14 protein-coding genes are annotated in these 19,197 nt (G+C 58.7%); 2 read left to right on the forward strand and 12 right to left on the reverse strand.

Annotation, left to right across the window (positions count from 1 at the left end; translation table 11 throughout):
- Window positions 1–46: 46 nt before the first annotated feature.
- Entirely contained in the window at window positions 47–1,294 is a 1,248-nt protein-coding gene (locus C7A17_RS02290; protein ID WP_158704634.1) for an oxygenase MpaB family protein, read from the reverse strand.
- A gap of 82 nt (window positions 1,295–1,376) precedes the next feature.
- Here C7A17_RS02290 and C7A17_RS02295 point away from each other — a divergent pair, with 82 nt between their 5' ends.
- Together C7A17_RS02295 and C7A17_RS02300 are read left to right on the forward strand one after the other, a co-directional pair.
- Complete coding sequence (locus tag C7A17_RS02295) at window positions 1,377–1,997, forward strand: TetR/AcrR family transcriptional regulator (protein ID WP_106736487.1); 621 nt, start codon at window positions 1,377–1,379, stop codon at window positions 1,995–1,997.
- A 12-nt stretch (window positions 1,998–2,009) separates the two neighbouring features.
- The gene (locus C7A17_RS02300; RefSeq protein WP_106736488.1) at window positions 2,010–2,603 is read left to right on the forward strand and encodes a nucleotidyltransferase family protein; all 594 of its coding nucleotides are present in this window, start codon (window positions 2,010–2,012) and stop codon (window positions 2,601–2,603) included.
- Between the two features lie 272 nt (window positions 2,604–2,875).
- On the opposite strand, the gene cyoE is transcribed toward C7A17_RS02300, so the two are convergent.
- The 11 genes from cyoE to C7A17_RS02350 all read right to left on the reverse strand — a co-directional run bounded on the left by cyoE (window position 2,876) and on the right by C7A17_RS02350 (window position 18,584).
- A complete protein-coding gene (cyoE, locus tag C7A17_RS02305; RefSeq protein ID WP_106736489.1) occupies window positions 2,876–3,832 on the reverse strand; it encodes a heme o synthase in 957 nt (318 codons plus the stop codon).
- A complete protein-coding gene (cyoD, locus tag C7A17_RS02310; protein ID WP_106736490.1) occupies window positions 3,832–4,167 on the reverse strand; it encodes a cytochrome o ubiquinol oxidase subunit IV in 336 nt (111 codons plus the stop codon). Before cyoD ends, cyoE begins: the two co-directional genes overlap by 1 nt.
- Complete coding sequence (gene cyoC, locus C7A17_RS02315; RefSeq protein ID WP_106736491.1) at window positions 4,167–4,793, reverse strand: cytochrome o ubiquinol oxidase subunit III; 627 nt, start codon at window positions 4,791–4,793, stop codon at window positions 4,167–4,169. The genes cyoD and cyoC overlap by 1 nt, the downstream gene beginning before the upstream one ends.
- A gap of 2 nt (window positions 4,794–4,795) precedes the next feature.
- Entirely contained in the window at window positions 4,796–6,784 is a 1,989-nt protein-coding gene (cyoB, locus tag C7A17_RS02320) for a cytochrome o ubiquinol oxidase subunit I (protein ID WP_106736492.1), read from the reverse strand.
- Between the two features lie 2 nt (window positions 6,785–6,786).
- Window positions 6,787–7,704, reverse strand: coding sequence for a ubiquinol oxidase subunit II (gene cyoA / locus C7A17_RS02325; protein ID WP_106736493.1), 918 nt, complete (start codon window positions 7,702–7,704; stop codon window positions 6,787–6,789).
- A 1,049-nt stretch (window positions 7,705–8,753) separates the two neighbouring features.
- Window positions 8,754–9,329 carry a DUF6436 domain-containing protein gene (locus tag C7A17_RS02330; RefSeq protein ID WP_106736494.1) on the reverse strand — a complete coding sequence of 192 codons (576 nt, stop codon included), beginning with the start codon at window positions 9,327–9,329 and terminating at the stop codon, window positions 8,754–8,756.
- Complete coding sequence (locus tag C7A17_RS02335; RefSeq protein WP_013714708.1) at window positions 9,326–9,589, reverse strand: hypothetical protein; 264 nt, start codon at window positions 9,587–9,589, stop codon at window positions 9,326–9,328. The genes C7A17_RS02330 and C7A17_RS02335 overlap by 4 nt, the downstream gene beginning before the upstream one ends.
- Window positions 9,590–9,652: 63 nt before the next feature.
- Window positions 9,653–13,669 (reverse strand): ATP-dependent RNA helicase HrpA, encoded by a 4,017-nt coding sequence (gene hrpA / locus C7A17_RS02340; protein ID WP_106736495.1) that lies wholly within the window; start codon window positions 13,667–13,669, stop codon window positions 9,653–9,655.
- A 361-nt stretch (window positions 13,670–14,030) separates the two neighbouring features.
- Window positions 14,031–14,795 (reverse strand): 8-oxoguanine DNA glycosylase OGG fold protein, encoded by a 765-nt coding sequence (locus C7A17_RS27295; protein ID WP_394337060.1) that lies wholly within the window; start codon window positions 14,793–14,795, stop codon window positions 14,031–14,033.
- A 179-nt stretch (window positions 14,796–14,974) separates the two neighbouring features.
- Window positions 14,975–17,623: a DEAD/DEAH box helicase gene (locus C7A17_RS02345; protein ID WP_106736496.1), complete on the reverse strand. Its 2,649-nt coding sequence runs from the start codon at window positions 17,621–17,623 to the stop codon at window positions 14,975–14,977.
- Window positions 17,604–18,584, reverse strand: a complete 981-nt coding sequence (locus C7A17_RS02350; protein WP_158704635.1) for a HamA C-terminal domain-containing protein — start codon at window positions 18,582–18,584, stop codon at window positions 17,604–17,606. Before C7A17_RS02350 ends, C7A17_RS02345 begins: the two co-directional genes overlap by 20 nt.
- Window positions 18,585–19,197 lie beyond the last annotated feature (613 nt).

Raw genomic sequence — 19,197 nt, forward strand, 5'->3', positions numbered from 1 at the left:
AGCTCAGCCCTGCCAACAACGCCGAACCACCATGGCAGGACTGCGGCTAGTGGCGATGAGATTCATTCGGGACCATGTGCGTCGCTGTCACCAGGCGCGGATGATCATCGCCGAACAGCGTCAGCAGATAAGCCTCCTGACGCCTGGCTCCTCGCCGGATCAACCACTGACGCCCACCCGGCAGGCAGCGCGCCAGGCGGTGCAGCACATAACGCGGTGGCGCACTGAGCAGCGGATACCACGGCAGAATGCGATCCGGCAGCCCCAGGGCACGGCGTCCCTCAGCATCGATGAAGGTTCGCGCGATGCTCAGGTGAATCGCCCGATTGAGCCGGCCGCGCAGCCACGGCAGGTTCGGGTAATGCCGCTGCAGCGGCTCGTCGATCAGCGCCGAGCCAAGCTGGCGACTGCTGGCATCGGCTGGCGCCTGCGACAGCAGGTTATGGTAGAGCGCGCGCACGGCATCGTTCTCATGCTGATGCAACCAGCACGCCTCCACGCCCATCAACCAGGCGATGTAACGCCACAGGTGCAAAACGGCCTCACGCTCGCCCACCGACAGCGGTACGCCGAGCATGCGCTGGCCGATCAGGAAGATCACCGAGAACGCCAGGTAGGTGGCATGCATGTCGCCCTGGTTGATCGGCACCCCGTGGTAATCCGCATCCCACTCGGCCATGCGCGACACGCGCCGACGCACCAGCGCGTGCACCAACCTTACGTGCAAGGTGCCATGGTAGCCGGCAGAACCGCGGGCCATACCACCCGGACGCGTACAGTCGACCCACCACTTGGTGGTTTCCGCGACGCGGCGCTGAGCGCCCTTCTCCAATGCGCCAGTCAGCACCAGCGTGCGATTGATCGCCGAGGCCTGGTAACCCGCCAACAACCCCAGATCGCGTAGCACGCGCATGCCGGTCAAACCTGACAGACCACAGACCCGAGCGCCCTCGAGCAGCCGCTCGGGTTCCAGCCAATCCGGTACCGCCTCCACACTCGCGAAGAAGCGCAGCAGTGGCGGCGGCGCGTCGGCAATCGCCGCAACTCCATGCGCCAGTGCCTGGTTGTAGAGTGGCATGGCCTGCGCCAGGCCGACTTCGAACATCCACTCGACCAGTGCATCCATAGGCGCATCGCCCTGCAACAGCGACTCGCCGATGGCCTGCCACTGCGCGGGCTCAGGCTCACTCGCCCCCTTGATGAAACGCCGAATCGGCGCCGCCACCTGCCGTGCACGCAGCATGTCCGCACCATGGCGGGCCGGTAGAACGAGGGAGTCGCTGGAAGTTTTCATACCTTGGTTGGTTGCCTGCTGATGGGGTCGCTCTACGCTATTGCGACTAATTGCTCGCAAACAACTCGCGGACGGGACGCGCATGAGAAAGCAGCCAAAGCAGCATCGCGCCAACCTGATGATCGCCCTGTTGCTCGAGGCCACGGCCCTGGAAATCGCCGACCGCGGCCTGGACCGGCTCACCACCAACCACGTCGCGCAACGCGCCGGCGTCAGCATCGGCTCGCTTTATCAGTACTTCGCCAACAAGGAAATGCTCGTCGACGCCCTGTTGATGCAAAAGGCCGAGCGGCTGATGGGCGTGGTTCACGAACGCCTGCACCCGCTGCTGGGTGGGGACATCGCCACGGTGACGCGCGCAGTGCTGCTCGGCATCTTCGAGCAGGTCGCCGGCGACCCGACGCAACGCGAACTGCTGCGGCACTGGCAGCGCCTGAATGCAGCGCCGGTATTCCAGACGCTGGAAAGGCAAATGACCGAGCTGTGTCGCCAGTACCTGATGCGTCATGTCGACGAGTACCGGATCGAGAATCTGCCGGCGCTGCTGTTCGTGCTGATCAACGCGGTGCAATACACCACAGCCCGCTATCTCGGCGAGGAAAGGTCGCTGCTTGGCCGTGACGAGGTGATCGAAGCACTGGTACGGATGGTCGAGGCGCTGTGTCAGCCAACCGCGCAGCAGGCAGCGAAACGCGGCGGCTGATAGGCTGCGCGCATGACGCCCATCGCCCGCATCCAGACCCTGATCAAGGCCGACCCGCAACGCCTGCGGATCCTCAAACAGGTACGTGACCTCGGCCTGCCCGACTGCTGGGTGGCTGCCGGTTTCGTGCGCAGCGCGGTCTGGGATCACCTCCACCGACGCACATCATCCCCGCTGCCGGAAGACATCGACGTGATCTGGTTCGACCGCAGCCAGACCTCCCCTGCTCGCGACTATGAGCTGGAGGCGATCCTGCGACACCAGGACGAATCGCTGCAGTGGTCGGTGAAGAACCAGGCACGCATGCACCTGCGCAATGGCGATGCGCCTTACACCTCGGCGACCGAAGCGATGCGGTATTGGCCGGAGACCGCCACGGCGGTGGCCGTGCGGATGGATGCGCAGGGTGAGGTTGAAATTGCCGCACCGCTCGGCCTGGAAGATCTATTCGGCCTGATCGTGCGCCCAGCCGGAAGGTTCAAGGACGAGAAACTGCCGATCTACCGGGAACGGTTGCTTGGCAAGAACTGGCAGGCCACCTGGCCAAAGTTGAAGGTGCTGCCGCAGGGTGGATCACGCTTCATCGATCCACCGGCTGGCGGATGAAAAAAGCGTCATCCACCCTACGGCGCAAACACAGTGGGAGGCGCTTCAGCGGCGACAGTCGCGGCTAAAGCCCCTCCCACAGAGCCGAGGTCAGATACCGGCGACCACCGCGCTCCTACAAAGTTGACGTAGCCTGGGTAGAGCGGAGCGAAACCCAGCTACATGTCCACCGGCGAGGGATGTGAAGAGCGAATCCACCCTACGCCAGGAACTCCGTGGGAGGCGCTTCAGCGGCGACAAGCGCGGCTAAAGCCCCTCCCGCAGAGCCGAGGTCAGATACCGGCGACCACCGCGCAGATGCCCTGCGCGCTACCGGCGAACTGACTGCACAGGTGATTGATGGAAGTCACCAATACCTGCTCGGGCGAGGAGATGAAATCCACCGACATCATCACGCTGAGCATGGTGATGGTGACGATGGAGAAGGTGAACAGCTTGCGCGCCCACACTCGATCATCGGCGGCCTTGTAGCCCGATACGCCCATCCACAGCCAGTAGGCGCCGCTCAGCGCGGCGACCACGAAGTAGCTGTAGCCGGCATAGCCGCTGAGCGTCAGCATCAGGGTCGCGACCACGAAGGCCGCGATGTACAGCACGATCTGCCGCTTGGCCGCCGAAATCCCCTTGATGACGGGCAGCACCGGAATGTTCGCGGCCTGGTAGTCATTGAAACGGAAGATGGCGATGGCGTAGGAATGCGGCATCTGCCACAGGCTGAAGATCAACAACAGGATGGCCGCGCCGGCATCGAACTCGTTGCTCACCGCGCAGTAGCCGACCACGGGCGGAGCCGCCCCGGACAGGCTGCCGACCAGAGTGCCGTACACCGAGCCACGCTTGAGCCACAGGCTGTAGAGGCCGACGTAGACCACGAAGCCCATCAGCACCAGCATCACCGCCAGGGTATTGGTGGCGGCGTACAGCAAAGCCACCCCGGCAACCCCGAGCACGCAGGCATAGACGATGGCGTGCGCAGGTGAAACCAGACCCTGCGCCAGGACGCGATTACGCGTGCGCTCCATCTTCTGGTCGATGTCCCTGTCGATGTAGTTGTTGAACACACAGCCTGAGGCGATCACCAGCGAAACCCCCAGCGCTGTCGCGAGGAACAGCGCCAGATCGGCATCGCCACGCGAAGCCAGGAAGAAACCACCCGTCACGGAAATCAGATTGCCGAAGACGATACCTGGCTTGGCGAGGTTGAGGTACTGCTTCAGGAGAGCCAGCATCAGTTGGTCATCATGTGATAGTGCATGCTCCACATGATCCAGACCGACAGGCCCACCACGAACGCGATGATCAACACGGTGAAGATCATCGAAATCACGTTCCAGCGGCCTTCCGCATCGGTCTTCATATGCAGGAAGTACACGAGGTGGACGAGCACCTGCGCCAGGCCGAAGAGCACCACGGTGATCAGGGTCGCGCCACGGCTCAGGCCCAGCAGTTCAGGATGCATGACCAGGGCGAACGGAATCACCGTCAGGATCACCGACAGGATGAAACCGGTCAGGTAATCCTTGAAGCCCACCGCATGAGCGGCGTGATTGTCTTGGTGAGCCATTACAGCACCCCCATCAGGTAGACGACGGTAAACACGCAGATCCACACCACGTCGAGGAAGTGCCAGAACAGGCTGAGCAGCCCGACGCGGGTCTTGTTGGTGTCGGTCAGGCCACGGCTGCCGACCTGGAACATCAGCACCAGCATCCACAGCAGACCGGCACTGACGTGCAGGCCGTGCGTGCCGACCAGGGTGAAGAACGCCGACCAATAGGCGCTGACCTGCGGCCCGGCACCTTCATGGATCAGGTGGCGGAACTCGTACAGCTCGATGCTGATGAAGGCCGCGCCGAACAGGAAGGTGATGCCCAGCCAGCGCAGCACCGCGCCCTTGTCGCCACGGTAGGTAGCGAGCATGGCCATGCCGTAGGTGATACTGGAAAACAGCAGCGCGAAGGTTTCCACCAGCACCAGGTGCAGGCCGCCGCCGAGCATTTCCTTCGCGGTGGGGCCACCGGCGAAGGAGTTGCTCAGCACCGCGAAGGTGGCGAACACCGTGGCGAAGATCAGCAGGTCGGTCATCAGGTAAACCCAGAAGCCGAACAGCTTGATCCCACTGGTGTCGTGGTGGTGCTCATAGCCGTGGCCATGAGCGTCATGTGGAAAATGGGGTTCGTAAGCGGTCATGGTTAGGCCTGTACCACTGCGTTGGCTTTGGTTTGGTGGTGCGCCTGCTCGATCCGCGCGATCTCTTCGGGCTGCACGTAATAGTCGATGTCCTCGTCGTAGGAACGCACGATGAAGCTGACCACGGCGCCGACCAGACCCACGATGGCGAGCCACCAGATGTGCCAGATCATGGCGAAGCCGAAGGCGATGACGAACGCTGACACCACCAGGCCGTTGCCGGTGTTCTTCGGCATATGGATCGGCTCGTAGTGCTCCGGCGCGGGCATCAGCTCGACACCGTTCTTCTTCGCCTCATAGAAGGCGTCGATCTTGTCCGCCGTCGGGATGACCGCGAAGTTGTAGAACGGTGGCGGCGAGGACGTTGCCCACTCCAGGGTGCGGCCATCCCACGGGTCGCCGGTGACATCGAGGTTTTCCTTGCGCTTGATGTAGCTGGTGACGAACTGCACCACGGTGAACACGATGCCGATACCGATCAGCACAGCGCCGACCACGGCCACCTGCACCCACGGCACCCAGGCCGGGTTGTCGAAGTGGTTGAGGCGACGGGTCATACCCATGAAGCCCAGCACGTACAGCGGCATGAAGGCGAAGTAGAAGCCGAGCAGCCAGCACCAGAAGGAGTAACGGCCGAAGCGGTCGAGCAACTTGAAGCCGAAGGCTTTCGGGAACCAGTAGATGATGCCCGCCAGGTAGCCGAACACCGCACCGCCGATGATCACGTTGTGGAAGTGGGCGATCAAAAACAGGCTGTTGTGCAGCACGAAGTCCGCCGCTGGCACCGCCATCAGCACACCGGTCATACCGCCGATGGAGAAGGTCACCAGAAAGCCCAGGGTCATCCAGGTCATGGCGTTCAGTTGCAGACGGCCACGGAAGATGGTGAACAGCCAGGTGAAGATCTTCACCCCGGTAGGGATGGCGATGATCGACGTCATGATGCCGAAGAAGGCGTTGACGCTGGCGCCCGAGCCCATGGTGAAGAAGTGGTGCAGCCACACCACGAACGACAGGATGCCGATGGCCGCGGTCGCCCAGACCATCGAGGCATAGCCGAACAGGGTCTTGCGCGAGAAGGTCGCGACCACTTCGGAGAACACGCCGAACGCCGGCAGGATCAGGATGTACACCTCCGGGTGACCCCAGACCCAGAACAGGTTGGCGTACATCATCGGGTTGCCGCCCAGTTCATTGGTGAAGAAGTGGAAATCCAGGTAGCGATCCAGCGACAGCATCGCCAGGGTGGCGGTCAGCGGAGGGAAGGCGCCGCAGATCAGGATGCAGGTGATCAGGATGGTCCAGGTGAAGATCGGCATCTTCATCAGGCTCATGCCCGGTGCACGCATCTTGAGGATGGTGGCGATGAAGTTGACCCCGGTCAGGGTCGTGCCCAAGCCCGATAGCTGCATGCTCCAGATGTAGTAGTCCATGCCCACGCCGGGACTGTACTGAATCCCTGACAACGGCGGATAAGCCACCCAGCCGGTCTTGGCGAACTCGCCCAGGCCCAGCGACAGGTTGATCAGCAGCGCGCCGCCGACGAACAGCCAGAAGCTCAGCGAGTTCAGGTAGGGGAAGGCCACGTCACGCGCGCCGATCTGCAGCGGCACGACGATGTTCATCAGGCCGGTGACCAAGGGCATGGCCACGAAGATCAGCATGATGATGCCGTGCGCGGTGAAGATCTGGTCGTAGTGTTCCGGCGGCAGGTAGCCCTGCCCGTCACCGTGGGCCATCGCCAGGTGGGTACGCATCATGATCGCGTCAGCGAAGCCACGCACCAGCATGACCAGTGCGACGAGGATGTACATCACGCCGATTTTCTTGTGATCCACCGAGGTGAGCCACTCGCGCCACAGGTAGCCCCACTTCTTGAAGTAGGTCACCGCCGCGAACATCCCCAGACCACCCAGCGCCACGATGGCCAGGGTGATCATGATGATTGGCTCGTGGTACGGAATCGCGTCCAGAGTCAGTTTTCCAAACATATTCACTCCTGCACCTCCGCTGCTTCGTGCATGGCTGTGCTGTGGGAATCTTTCAGGGTCACGTACTGCCCGATCACCTTGTTGAACAGGTTCGGTTCGGCCTGGCCGAAGTAGCGGATCGGGTAGATCGGATAGCGGTGGTTGACCATCTCGCCAGGCTCGCCCACCTGCTTAAAGGTGGCGAAGTCCATGACCTCGGGCGATTGCTTGACCTTGTCGAGCCACTGCGCGAACGCTTCCTCGCTGACCGAGTGAGTGGTGAAGCGCATGGCCGAGAAGCCTTCGCCGCTGAAGTTGCCGGACTGGCCGAAGAACTCGCCCTGTTCGTTGGCAATCAGATTGAGCTGGGTGCGCTGGCCGCCCATGGCGTAGATCATCCCGCCGAGCTGCGGGATCGACAGCGCGTTCATCACCGTGTCGGAGGTGATGTGGAAGGTCACCGGCGTCTTCTCTGGAATCACCAGTTCATTGACCACGGCCACGCCCTGATCCGGGTAGATGAACAGCCATTTCCAGTCGAGCGAGACCACCTCAATGTTCAGCGCCGGCTTGTCCGATTCGATCGGGCGATAGGGGTCGAGCGAATGCGAGGTTTGCCAGATGATGACCGCCAGAACGGCGACGATGATCAGGGGAACGCCCCAGACGACCAGTTCGATCTTGTGCGAGTGTGCCCAGTCGGGCATGTAGGTGGCCTTCTCGTTCGACTCGCGATAACGCCAGCCAAACCAGAAGGTCATGACGATCACGGGGATGACCACGATCAGCATGAGTCCGATGGAGATCAGGATCAGATTGCCCTGCTCGACGCCGATCTGCCCTTTCGAGTTGAACAGCGCCCAGTCACATCCACCGAGCGCTGAGCAGGCAATCGCCATCAGCAACCAGCGCACACAACGATGGTATTTCTCTTCTTTCATGTCACGACCTTCAACTGAGTGATGTCCCACATGCGGCTTCAGTTGCCGTGCGGCCCATCGAGCAAAGGCCGGCAGCGGGAACTCAGAGCTTGAGCATCCGTGCAAGCGAAGCGGTAAATCCGTGGGAATCGCCGATGTTGAAGGCTAAAAGGGCCTCATACAATTCATTAGCGGCCTACTTATGAGCGAACTTACAGCATCTTCTCGACATGTTTAGAAACATTTACGCAAAGATTTGAAACACTTTGCAGCAAGAAGCCAGCAAAGAAGCGCAGGGGTGCGACAAATGATCACAGGCCCGTTTTAGAGCTGTTTGTCAGCAAATTGACAGGAATCATTGCAAGGAAAGATGCCGCCAGCCGGTTGCGCGATAGGCCTTGACATTGATGGCCATTCGATATTTCGAGTGCGAGCGAGAGGCGCTTGAGCCCTGCGAAAGGCTGAGGTGCACGCGGCGGTCAGATAGAGGATGGGAACGACTGACTGCGTACCCCGGATGCAATCCGGGGTCATTGGTTGCGGCCCAAAAGCATCGCGGCTGAAGCCGCTCCCACGGGACTGGTGGGCACCTGGAGAAGCGGCTGGGCGGCATTCCGCTTTAGCCGCGACGAGCAGCGAAGCTGAAGCCTTCTCGCCGCGCCTACAGACATTTCCCCACCCTGTAGGAGCGGCTTCAGCCGCGATAGCTCTACCTAACCCGCATTCGATCCTGAACGATTCGATAGGCGCCCAGATAGCACCCGGTTCGTGCAATTGCCGCCGGCAGGGACATCCGTGGGAAGGGCTTTTGTAGGAGCTGTGGGAGGGGCTTCAGCCGCCACAAGCCGGGTCTTGAGTACACCTGTAGGAGCGGCTTCAGCCGCGATAGCTTTATCTAGCCCACATTCGATCCCGAACGATTCGATGGGCTACCGGATTGCAGCCGACTGGGGCGTCCGAGGGAGGGGCTTTTGTGGGAGCTGTGGGAGGGGCTTTAGCCGCGACAAGCATCACTGCTAAAGACACAGGCAACCCTGCCCTGCTCCCAACCCTACAACCAGCCTACCTCGCTACTTCCAGGCGCAATAACACCCCACCGCCAACCCACTGGCCAGGGAAACCTGGCGCCCCTGGGTCAGCGCATCGAGCACTGGCTCGACGAAGCTGTTGCTGGAATTGCACACCAAACCTTCGCTGTAAGGCCCGGCATAGGCCAGGTTGCCGTCGCGATCCCAGATCGCCAGGGCCGGGCTGGCCGGCAACGACTGCATGCCCTCGATACCCGGCAAGGGCTTCATCCGCCCACGCAGGAACGGCGCGATCTCGCCTGTGCTGCCCGGCTTCTGCACGCTGTAGAACGCCACATCGGCATTGCGGTGCAGGCCAATCAGATAGCGCAGGTGCGCGTCGGTCTCCGCGTTGCAGGGGCAGTCCGGATCCCAGAAGTGCACCACCCGGATCGGGCCAGGGCCGGCCAATTCAGGCGGCAGCTTCAACTCGCCCCGACCGAAGATCACCATCTGCTCGGCATAGGGTCGTAGATAGGCTGCGCCGCTGAGCCACCAGATCAGCACCACGGCGCCCAGCGCCAATACACAGAAGCCCACCACCAGGTGCTTGAAGCTCAGGCGCTCCAGCAGGCTCATGGCTGATGGCCGAACTTGCGCAGGAACTGCTTCTCCATTTCCTGGCAACTTTCCTCGGTGAAGCTGCGTTCGGTGGCCTGTGCGCTCTTCCAGCAGGCTTCGATGGCCGCACGCTCGGCCGCCTCGATCTCGCCATCCTGGGGGCGGGTCATGATGTAGATGAGGCCGGCGAATATCAGCACCACGAACGCCAAGCCAGCCAGAAACAGGCCCAGGCAGCCACGGCGCCCCAGCCCGACGTTTTCATCATTCACGCTCATATTTCTCTATTTCCGCATTCATCAGTGGATAGCTCGCCCCACCGCCGGGGCGAGCGCCGATCATCAACTTTCAACCAGCGTCCACTGCTTGCTCAGGCGCTTGTCCGACACCGCCATCTTAGTGCCCAGTTGCTGGGCGAACAGCGACACGCGGTATTCCTCCAGCATCCAGCGGTACAGCGTCAGCTCCGGATCACGCTTGCCTTCCTGGGCATGCTTGGCAGCGCGGGCCTTGTACTGCTCCCAGTAGCCAGCCAGTTCGCCCGTCCATACGCGGTCACGCTGCACCTGCGCGCCGACCTTGTCCAGGCGCTGCTCGATGGCCTTCAGATAACGCGGAATTTCCTTGAGCCACTCACCCGGCGTCTCGCGCACGAAGCCGGCATACACCAGGCCCGCGAGCTGCTGCTTGATATCGTTGAGCGCCATCGCCTGGGCCAGATCGATCTTGCCCTTGAAGCGTTTCTGCAGGCCATGGTTGAGCTTGAGGATTTCCAGTGCCTGGCGGGCAATACGCTCGGCATGCGCGGTCCAGTCGCCACGCTTGCGCTCGGCCAGTTGCGCCAGGGCAGCGCCATCACGCGGCAGCGTCGCTTCGCCTTCGAGGATGCAGGCATCCAGGCTGGCCAGCAGAATGTCCTCGACCAGCGCCTCGACGCGGCCGATATCGCGATACAGCAGGCCCAACTCGGTCAGCCCCGGCAGCTTGCCACGCAGGAACTTGGCCTGCTCGGCAAGCTGTTGCAGCAGCAGGCGTTGCAGCGCACGGCGGTGCTGGAAGTCGGCCTCGGCCTGGGTCGGGAAGCGCCCTTCCTTGACCACGCCAGCTTCTTCCACCAACGCCGGATAGACCGTCATGGAGAGGCCGGCGATCTTCTGCTGAGTCTTTTCCGCCACCTGGGCGAAGGCCTTGGCCTCCACCGTTTTCGGCGTCTTGTCCTGCTGCGGAATGGCCAGCGCAGCCTGGCTGGCCTCGGCGAAACGCGCGGTCAGCTCGGCCAGGTCGCGGCCTTCGCCGAGAAACTTGCCCTGGGCATCGACCACCTCGATGTTCATCTTCAGGTGGTTTTCCAGCCCGGCGGCAGACTCCTGCCAGGCCTCGTCGGGCACCCGCGCACCGGTCATGCGTAGCAGCTCATGCCCCAGCGCCTGCGGCAACGAGCCCTGACCGAATACCAGCTTGTCCAGCGCCGCACCAACGAAGTCCGGCACCGGCACGAAGTTCTTGCGCAGCGCCTTGGGCAGACCGCGCACCAGAGCGATGCACTTGGCCTCCAGCAACCCCGGCACCAGCCATTCCAGGCGTTCGGGCGGCAGTTGCGGCAACAGCGGCGCCGGCACGCGCAGGGTCACGCCGTCACGCGGATGGTTGGGCTCGAAGTGATAGCTCAGCGGCAGTTGCAGCTCGCCGATGCGCAAGGTGTCCGGGTACTGCGCGGCGGTGACTTCCTTGGCATCGCGGGCCAGGGCGTCTTCCTCACGCATGATCAGCAGTTGGCTGTCGGCGGCGCTGCCCTTCTTGTACCAGCTCTCGAAACTGGCGGCCTGGTAGATGTCCTGCGGGATGCGCGCGTCGTAGTAGCCGAACAGGGTTTCCTCGTCGGCGAGAATGTCGCGGCGGCGCGACTTGGCCTCCAGTTCGTCGAGGCGTTCGAGCAACTGGCGGTTGGCGGTCAGACAGCGCACGCGGCTGTTGATCTCGCCACGCACCAGGCCCTCGCGAATGAACATCTCGCGCGCCACCGGCGGGTCGATGGGGCCGTAATGCACCGGGCGACGACCAACGATGATCATGCCGTACAGGGTGACCTGCTCGTACGCCACCACCTGGCCGCGCTTCTTCTCCCAGTGCGGTTCCAGATGGTTCTTCTTCACCAGGTGGCCAGCCAGCGGCTCGATCCAGTCCGGCTCGATCTTCGCCACCATACGGGCGAACAGCTTGGTGGTTTCCACCAGCTCGGCAGCCATGATCCAGCTGGGCTTCTTGCGCCCAATCACGCTCGACGGGTGAATCCAGAAGCGCCGCTGGCGCGCGCCGAGGTAGTCGCCCTCCTCGGTCTTCTGGCCGATCTGGCTGAGCAGGCCGGCGAGAATAGCCTTGTGCACGGCGGCGTAGTTCTTCGCCCGCACCGCCGCCTCGCTGGCTTCGGCCTGCTGGCGGGCGATGGCGTTGACGCGGGTGTCCTTGGTCGGTTGCGGCGAGTTCGCCGCTTGCTCGCCCTGCGCTTCCGAGCGGTTCTGGCTGCCTTTGCCCATCAGTTGCAGATCACGGGCGATCAGCACCAGTTGCCGGTGCGCGTCGCGCCACTCGCGCAGGCGCATGTAGTTGAGGAAGTTCTTCTTGCACCAGGTGCGCAGCGGGTTGCTGCCCAGCTCCTGGCGTTTTTCCTCGAAGCCACGCCACAGGTTGATCAGCGCGGCGAAGTCCGAGTCCACATCCTTCCACTGCGCATGCGCCTGGTCGGCGGCCTGCTGGCGATCCATCGGTCGCTCACGCGGGTCTTGCACCGACAGCGCGGCGGCGACGATCAGGATTTCCTCCAGGCTGCCCTGCTTGGCGCCTTCCAGCACCATGCGCCCCAGGCGCGGGTCGATGGGCAGGCGCGCCAGTTGCCGGCCGATGGGCGTGAGCTGGCTTTCGCGGTTGACCGCTGACAGCTCCTGCAACAGGTTGAAGCCATCGCTGATGGCCTTGCCGTCTGGCGGCTCGATAAAGGGAAAGTCCTCGATGCTACCCAGGCGCAGGTGCAGCATCTGCAGGATCACCGCCGCCAGGTTGGTACGCAGAATCTCCGGGTCGGTAAATTCAGGGCGCCCGAGGAAATCCTCCTCGCTGTACAAACGAATGCAGATACCCGGCTCGACCCGCCCGCAACGGCCCTTGCGCTGGTTGGCGCTGGCCTGCGACACCGGCTCGATGGGCAGGCGCTGCACCTTGGCGCGGTAGCTGTAGCGACTGATGCGCGCGGTGCCGCTGTCGATCACGTAGCGGATGCCCGGCACCGTCAGCGAGGTCTCGGCGACGTTGGTGGCCAGCACGATCTTGCGCCCGGCCATGGGCGCGAAAATCTTCTGCTGCTCGGCCGGCGTCAGCCGTGCATACAGCGGCAGCACCTCGGTAAAACGCAGGTTGGCCTTGCGAAGCACCTCGGCCGCCTCACGAATCTCGCGCTCGCCGGGCAGGAACACCAGCACATCGCCAGGGCGCTTGCCCACACTGCGCTCGTGCTCGGCGATCTCCTCCAGCGCAGCGAGAATGCCCTGGTCGATGGACAGGTCATCGAGCAGACGCTCGCCCTCCTCGTCCACCTCGGCCGCCAGCGGGCGGTACCAGGTTTCCACCGGGTAGGTACGACCGGACACCTCGATGATCGGCGCGTCGTTGAAGTGCTTGGAAAAACGCTCCAGATCGATGGTCGCCGACGTGATGATCAGCTTCAGATCCGGGCGACGTGGCAGCAGGGTCTTCAGGTAGCCGAGCAGGAAGTCGATGTTGAGGCTACGTTCGTGCGCCTCGTCGACGATGATGGTGTCGTACTTTTCCAGAAAACGGTCGTGCTGGGTTTCGGCGAGCAGGATGCCGTCGGTCATCAGCTTGATCAGCGTGCCGTCCTTGCTCTGATCCTCGAACCGCACCTGATAACCCACCAGCTCGCCCAGCGGTGTGCCGATTTCCTCGGCCACCCTTGTCGCCACACTACGCGCCGCCAGCCGGCGTGGCTGGGTATGACCGATCAGCCCATGCACACCCCGGCCAATCTCCAGGCAGATCTTCGGCAACTGCGTGGTCTTGCCCGAACCGGTCTCACCGGCGATCACCACCACCTGGCTCTTCTCCAGCGCGGCCTTGATCTCGTCGCGCTTGGCCGCAATCGGCAGCGCATCGTCATAGCGCATCGCCGGAATGCTGCTGCGCCGCGCCGCCACCTTGTCGCTGGACGCCTGAAAACGCTCCAGCCACTGCGCCAGCTTGGCCTCATCGGGCTGCTTCTGCAGCTCATGCAATTGCCGGCGCAAGCGATGGCGCTCGGCAATCATGACGTGGTCGAGGTTCTTCTGCAGCGTGGCGAGGTCAGTCATCTGGATCGGGGCAATCAGGGCAAAGGCGGGATTGTCGCAGATTACGGCTTATAGCGGGCAGGCTATACCGCAGCGAAAGAGAGTGAGATTAAGGCGTAAGGGAGCGGCGAGTTTCGGCCAGAAGCAGCACATCTGAAACTCCAATGCCGGGGCTGGAGTGGTATGGTCGAAAAACGCAAAGAACGTGAGATATTGCGTCGGTTTTAGGAGGGCACATGGGGCACGAACAATTCAGTAGTGACCCTACTTCTACCGCTTAGCCTACAAGCTCAGAGATTTGCAGAGGCCGAAATGGCGACCCTACTTGCGCAGTTGTCGATCAGTATCGTTTCACGAACCAAGATTGATTTACCTCCTTGCGTTAGGGGTAAAGGCTCGGAGTTGAATGGTTCCAAGCAGACATTACATACGCCCGCCAAGGATGAGGATGTCTTCCACCGGCGCTGAATAGCCTCTCCTCTACCGCATGGGGATGCATGTTGAGAGCTAGACCTAGTTCCTCGACTCGCAAGCAATAATCTAGGTAATCAGAGAACGAAACACTGTCATCAACAATTAGCCGCATCTTAGTAGGAGCTCCAAGAAGAGCAGCTTTCTTGGCGGTAGCCTGATCTTTCCGTACACCCGGGTACTGGCCTTGCCCAGTAAGCAAGTGGATGCTTCGAGCTGTCCACTGATCCAAGATGTATGCATCAGCCTTCGGGTCAGCGAAGAATAAAAGTTTCGTGAAGTACGCCGGCCCCATACCTGGCAATCGTCCGTCAGCTCGCAGCGCTGAAAACGCTGCATATCCGGTAGAGCGTGAGTGACGCCCAGCCCGTAAGTCCTGGCAAACGGGCAGCCAATTTTCTCTCGCGGCCCAAGCACGTCGGCCGTTACCTCTTTGCATTCCTCCCCAGGCCATGGTGCTTAAGAAACAAGCCTCTGTCGGGATGGTTGAGTTCGCCCAGACCGCCCGTAGAGAGGATCGAGTAAATGGAGTAGAAGACAAACCAAATCGATTGCCCAAACCAGCTTCTAACGACTCAGCCCAAGAATAGGGGTCTACACCAACCCAGGCGGATAGTTTCCCCACGTTGAGGCTTTGAAAGCGGATAATTTCGGAAGGAATCAATGGTGGAATCATGCAGTGTTCATCCGTGGCTTGCCGATGCAAAATACAGGAAACACATTAATGTAGTAGCGATTATGCCCTTCCGAGCATGCAACCTATCGTCGGTAGCGGGCGGCCATCGTCCAGATGGCGGACAGTTTAGCTTATAAAAAAATCCGCCTACTTATTTAAATGCATTGCTCGCACTGCATTTAATCGTCAGTCCCTACTTCTAACTCAGCCTCTGGAGCAAGAAGCTGCTTCGCCCGCAGCTCCGCGACTACAAGGCTGGATAACTGAAGCAGCTGCACATTAGGTTGGTTACGAACCCACTCCTTAACTTGCTCTGGCGTCAACGACGAATCGGTTATCAATGAAGCAATTACAGAGGCAGTAATCCGTGAAAGACCAAGCTCAACCAGCGAGCGTCCAGTTTCGGTAGATATGCCTAGCTCTAATGCTAGGGAGAAATCGTAGACTTGACCAATAAGATCACTCCGCCCTGACTCCAACAACACAAAACGAAGTAGGTCTACGTATGCCTTTGCCCATTGGACTAACTTAAAGCGAATTGTCTGTTCGACCAAACTAAACATGTTTCTAATCGCAGCATCAATTATAGCTTGTTTGCGATTTCTTTTAGAGGCGTCGGATGCTTTCTTTAGGTGATACTTAACCGACTCTCTGACCAACTGTGTAAGTGGCTCGCCTCTCATCCAGCTTAAAGCTGTAACGGTTACATGATTAACAAATCCGCGAGCTCTTTGGCCTTCATCTCCTGATAGAGTCACACCTCCTAAATGCTTGTATAAACGGCGGATTATGCCATTGTAAACCTTGTATGAGTCAGAGGAGGGATTAACTGGAATCAGCTTCTCAAATTCTCCTTTTTTCACTCCTTGACGTAATCGCTGCAGCAGGCTTGTCAATGCTGTAGGGTCGATCATCCAGCTGCTTGCAAGCACCTGCTCTGGCAAGCCGAGCTCTGACAATGCCCTCTCAGCAGAATTTTTAAGTGTTATTTTCTGTGCATCAGTGAGCTGGAGATTGGGGCGTCCTAGAAGTGTACCAAGACTTCCTTGGGCGGAACGAAATAGCACTAGTCCTGCCGCAGCAGTTATTCGTTCGTCAGTGCTTAGTCGATTTAATCCGTCTTGCGCCTTAGTTGCTGCAAATTCAAGAACTTTAACTACCGATTCAAAATCATCTTCTATAGCTTGTTTGAAAGCAACCTTTACTGCAAATGGTTTTCGCTCTGTAAGCGGCTGGGATTCCCAATTCTCATAATTAACCAAGAAGACATTACCAACAACCTCTTCTCCGAGTCTACCTGCACGTCCTGCGAAGTTCCAAAGTGCCGCTTCATCAAGAGACTCACCTTTATTTCCTCTTGTAGGTGTATCGATGAAAACATTTCGAGCAGGCAGATTAACGCCTTGGAATAAAGTTGTCGTACAGCAAAGGTAATCCAGATCTTCTTTTCGAAACGTGTCCTCAATACCTTCGCGCAGTAAGCTGGGCATGCTGCCGTAGTGGAAAGCAACGCCCTTCAGTACATAATCTGCCAGGGAGTAATCTTTATGGATATGTTGCTTGATGAATTTTGATAACTCTCGCAGCGCTTCTGTAGTTTTAGACTCGCGATTGAAAGCAATAAGGCCCGCTACTGCCTCAGCGTTAGCTGCTCCTGTGGCATAGACCAACGACCGGCCTGACACTCCAAATTCTTGGGCTACTGCTGCAAGCTTAGCATCTTCCTTTAATGCAAAGCCGCGCTTAAAAACATAGGAACCAATAGCTTCAAGTTTTTTGGGTGTGACTAGCTCCAGCTCAACGAGATTTTCATTTTGCATCGAGAAACGAACATTAATTCGGTTCTGAACCACAGGAGATAGTGACGTTTCCTTAATTTCCATTTCAGGTAAACCAACGCTATCTCCTATAAGCTGAAACCCGCTTGCGCCTGGAGCTAAAAATAGGAAGCGAGCATTGTGGTTGGATATTTTTATCTTCTCTAGCACATCCTGCAATATCATGCCGCGACTGTCATCCCCCATAGCCTGGGCTTCATCCACAACTACTAGATTAATAATCCCAGAGAGATCCACGACTGAAAGTAACAACTGAACTCTTTCTTGAGTGAGGACATAAATTTGTTTTGGGCGCCTTGAGGGATCAAGAACCGGAATGGTCGTAATTCGAAGCTCCGAGGAAATTGGAGACAAACGCTTTTCTAGTTTTACTTGTATCTCCGTCAGTAGCGCTCTGGTTGGTGCTATGTACAAAGCGGTAAAGCTGGCTTCCGCAATTGCTCGCTCGCACAAGTGCTCAAGGACTACGTATGATTTTCCTGCGGAGGTAGGCGCTGATATCGCTGCTGCAATGCTGGATTTTAAGCTATCCCAAACATCCAACTGGAACTCGGTTAGGGAGACTCTCTTACCCGCCATCTCAACAGTGTTGATTTCTTCAAGCAGATGTCGTCGCACATACGCTTGGAAACTTTGGGCAATGGCGTTCGCCTGTTCAAGCTTGTTCAGGCCAGGAAAATTCCCCAAATCTGACATCACATGTACTACAGCCTGATGCACTGCTTCATCATCAGAAGCAAGTGAGGAAAAGACTGCAATTTGCTGGGCTAGGTCACGACTTTGCTCATCGCTGGCCTGAGCAAAAATGCTAGCGGAGCTAAGAAGTCTGGCTACAGTCGCGCCCTCTAGCTCGGGGCCCTTTACTTCCGCAACTTTAGCGGCTGCAGAAAGTGTTGAACGAATGCCTACTGCTCTAAGCTCAGCCAAGTCAGTCCAGAATGCTTCTTCCCGACGAATATCTCGTGCTACTTCAGTCGCAAATGTGTTCATTGTTCAGCTCGGCGAATATTCGTTTCAACTCATAGACATCAGGCACGGCAACCAAGAAGACTATGCATCCACCAAGATCCAAACTCTTAGCCGCTGCTTGATTGGTTAGATTTTTTTGGAATCTAGGGTGCTTGGCCACATATTGAGACTCGAAGTGATCTTCGTGAATTGTGATGGGCTGTTCAGCATCTCGCTTTAGCTTCTCACTGTAAGCCTCTTCGCTAAAGACGAGGCTGCCAACATGTATATCTCTGCGCTTGAGATGGTTTCCGCTCCCTGAATAGACATTGAAGAAAGATTTAGCGGCTTCGCGCTGCTCCCCTTGTAGAGCCTCAAGGTTTGATAGATCGCTTACAAGGCGGAGCTCGTTCAGTCGCCTACCCCGATCAGCTTGGAATTCCGATACTGAATCGACCATCTCACGAGACGCATCCGCTGCGCTTGGAGTTATTTTTGACTCTAATAAAAAGAATGTTACGGTACCATCATCGTTTGCTCTAGCATGTAGTCCATCAGCGCCATGGATGGGCATTTCTGAGGATGTTTTTAGCGCCATCTTAGCGCCTACTTGACCGGCACGGAGGAAGTGAACAGCAATCACATAGGAGATCAGCTCCCCAATCTCCCCATAACGGCTAGAGTTTTCCTTACTGTATTTGACCAACAAACGGATTGCTTCGCGCCTCAATCTAGATGAAGCAGCCATGCTGCCGCCCGTATTAGATTTAGCACCTTGAGCATTTGCTTGCTGGCGCTTCGTCAAAGGTATCGCATAGTCAACGAGATGGTCAGATAAGAGCTCCACAAACTCATTAGTCTGCGCCTCGTGTTCTCGAAATCGAACAAATAGCATTCGCGGCTGTTTGAGCAGTGGCGAAGCAGAAACTTCCTTGAGGACATTTTCCAGTCCGTCAATCGGCTCAAGCAATGCATCGAAATAGTTCTCTACGTTTGCTGTCACTAAAAGTCCCTGTATTTTTCAGTATAGCAATGAACGAAAGATTACCATTCTATAGAAATAGGCTCTCATTTAAATTGATATTCCACCTATAGAACACAATATAAATACATTAACGATTTATTAGTGGATAACCGTGGCCTAATCAGGATAGTAGCCTAGTGATATCGCCATAGCTAGTCATTACAGTATGGCTTTTTCAGGGCGCATGTGTATGAGAATGCGGTGATTAGCCCCATAGGGAAATTCACTCCGGGGAGAAATCCTATCCAAGAACTACCATGCCGACTGGCCGCTCCTGGCCGATAGTTGCCACTCCACACCTTGCCCTGTCTTCCACCCCGCGCTACAGTCCGCCCCGTCACGGTCAATCCCGTGACCGGGTGTGGTAACCCGTTTTGTCCGGGCGCGGTAGCGCCATAGTCGAGAGCAGGCGCTTTTTTTGTGCCTGCTGTTTTCTCGTGCATTTATGGCGGGCCGTGTGAGGCAGGCTTCGGCCTGGCCGGTTCCCTCGGACGCCGGTTTACCACCCTTGCACGGTCCGCCTCCATTCCGTGTGGTAACGGGTGGAACGCGGCTCCTTAAACGTTCGAGGAGCATAAGGAAAATGCACTAT

Source organism: Pseudomonas mendocina (assembly GCF_003008615.1).
GTDB classification, from domain to species: Bacteria; Pseudomonadota; Gammaproteobacteria; order Pseudomonadales; family Pseudomonadaceae; genus Aquipseudomonas; species Aquipseudomonas mendocina_C.

Excerpts from the sequence above, each read along its gene's own strand:
- C7A17_RS02290 (WP_158704634.1), bottom strand. The coding sequence starts at position 1,294 with ATGAAAACTTCCAGCGACTCCCTCGTTCTACCGGCCCGCCATGGTGCG.
- C7A17_RS02295 (WP_106736487.1), top strand. The coding sequence starts at position 1,377 with ATGAGAAAGCAGCCAAAGCAGCATCGCGCCAACCTGATGATCGCCCTG.
- C7A17_RS02300 (WP_106736488.1), top strand. The coding sequence starts at position 2,010 with ATGACGCCCATCGCCCGCATCCAGACCCTGATCAAGGCCGACCCGCAA.
- cyoE (WP_106736489.1), bottom strand. The coding sequence starts at position 3,832 with ATGCTGGCTCTCCTGAAGCAGTACCTCAACCTCGCCAAGCCAGGTATC.
- cyoD (WP_106736490.1), bottom strand. The coding sequence starts at position 4,167 with ATGGCTCACCAAGACAATCACGCCGCTCATGCGGTGGGCTTCAAGGAT.
- cyoC (WP_106736491.1), bottom strand. The coding sequence starts at position 4,793 with ATGACCGCTTACGAACCCCATTTTCCACATGACGCTCATGGCCACGGC.
- cyoB (WP_106736492.1), bottom strand. The coding sequence starts at position 6,784 with ATGTTTGGAAAACTGACTCTGGACGCGATTCCGTACCACGAGCCAATC.
- cyoA (WP_106736493.1), bottom strand. The coding sequence starts at position 7,704 with ATGAAAGAAGAGAAATACCATCGTTGTGTGCGCTGGTTGCTGATGGCG.
- C7A17_RS02330 (WP_106736494.1), bottom strand. The coding sequence starts at position 9,329 with ATGAGCCTGCTGGAGCGCCTGAGCTTCAAGCACCTGGTGGTGGGCTTC.
- C7A17_RS02335 (WP_013714708.1), bottom strand. The coding sequence starts at position 9,589 with ATGAGCGTGAATGATGAAAACGTCGGGCTGGGGCGCCGTGGCTGCCTG.
- hrpA (WP_106736495.1), bottom strand. The coding sequence starts at position 13,669 with ATGACTGACCTCGCCACGCTGCAGAAGAACCTCGACCACGTCATGATT.
- C7A17_RS27295 (WP_394337060.1), bottom strand. The coding sequence starts at position 14,795 with ATGATTCCACCATTGATTCCTTCCGAAATTATCCGCTTTCAAAGCCTC.
- C7A17_RS02345 (WP_106736496.1), bottom strand. The coding sequence starts at position 17,623 with ATGAACACATTTGCGACTGAAGTAGCACGAGATATTCGTCGGGAAGAA.